This is a genomic window from Elstera litoralis, from assembly GCF_000963705.1.
Classification (GTDB): domain Bacteria; phylum Pseudomonadota; class Alphaproteobacteria; order Elsterales; family Elsteraceae; genus Elstera; species Elstera litoralis.
On record NZ_LAJY01000644.1, the window covers coordinates 1 to 1,013 of the forward strand.

The 1,013-nt window shown below is 62.4% G+C and carries 2 protein-coding genes; one reads left to right on the top strand and one right to left on the bottom strand.

Going from position 1 to position 1,013, the window contains the following annotated elements; genetic code table 11:
- Positions 1-582: LysM peptidoglycan-binding domain-containing protein (locus VZ95_RS22450; protein ID WP_156995408.1), on the top strand; the 582-nt coding region annotated here is incomplete at its 5' end.
- Positions 583-591: 9 nt separating this feature from the next.
- Here the strand turns inward: VZ95_RS22450 and VZ95_RS26020 are convergent.
- A partial coding sequence (locus VZ95_RS26020; RefSeq protein ID WP_045777183.1) for a hypothetical protein occupies positions 592-1,013 on the bottom strand: 422 nt, incomplete at its 5' end.

A 1,013-nucleotide genomic window follows, 5' to 3' on the forward strand; every position in this document is an offset into this window, starting at 1 on the left:
CCTGCCGACCTTGCAACCGCCCCGGAGCGCCCCCTGGCCGTTGTCGTCAACCGCGATGGCAGCGCAGGAAGCACGCTTCTGCAAGCCCCTTCGGAAACGCCTGCCGGGGCGGGCCGCTTGACCGTCGATAGTATCGATTACGGGCCGGATGGCAGCCTGATGCTGGCCGGGCGGGGCGAGGCCGGGAATGGGGTTCGCGCCTATGTGAATAATGCGCCGATTGGCGATACCGAGGTTGCCAGCAACGGTCTGTGGCGCCTGCGCCCGGAAGCCGATATGCCCACCGGCCCTTCGACCTTACGCATCGACCAAATGTCACCCCAGGGCAAAGTAACCCAGCGGCTCGAACTGCCCTTCGCCCGCGCCACGCCGGAGCAAATCAGCCTTGCCCCCGAAGGCAACCGCGTCGTGGTTCAGCCGGGCAATAGCCTCTGGCGCATCGCCCGGCGCGCTTATGGCGGCGGGGTTCAATATACGGTGATCTTTCGCGCCAATGCCGAGCAGATCCGCGACCCGGACCTGATTTATCCGGGCCAAGTCTTCAGCCTACCCCCGGCAAAACCGGCCGGAAAGCAGCCCTAAGCGGCGGCTTCACGGGGGTTTGGCAGGCCATAGAGGGCGAGGAGTTGGAGCCAGGGCCGCGTTTTTCATAACGAGGGTCGACGCCGTCGCCAGGATCGTTTGCGAAACCGTGGCGTTATCCACCGCCGTGCTGGCCGATAACAGAACATGTTGCTTATCGGTTACACTAACGCGGACATTCGGCATATCGCGCGTTGCATAGATGATTTCCGCCACATCGACGCGCCGGGCAACCCCTTCCGCCGAATAGGGGATTCCGCCGAGATCGGTGTAGATTTCCACAAACCCGGCGTCTTCCCCTTGCAGGGCGAGAGCGTGATAGGTAAGACCATCGACGGTGAAATGGAAGGCAATGCGTGATAGAACTTGCTTGACCAAACGGCCATCGTCCCCTACCGCAAAACTGTGCATCGCCAGCGGCAGTTTCTGAT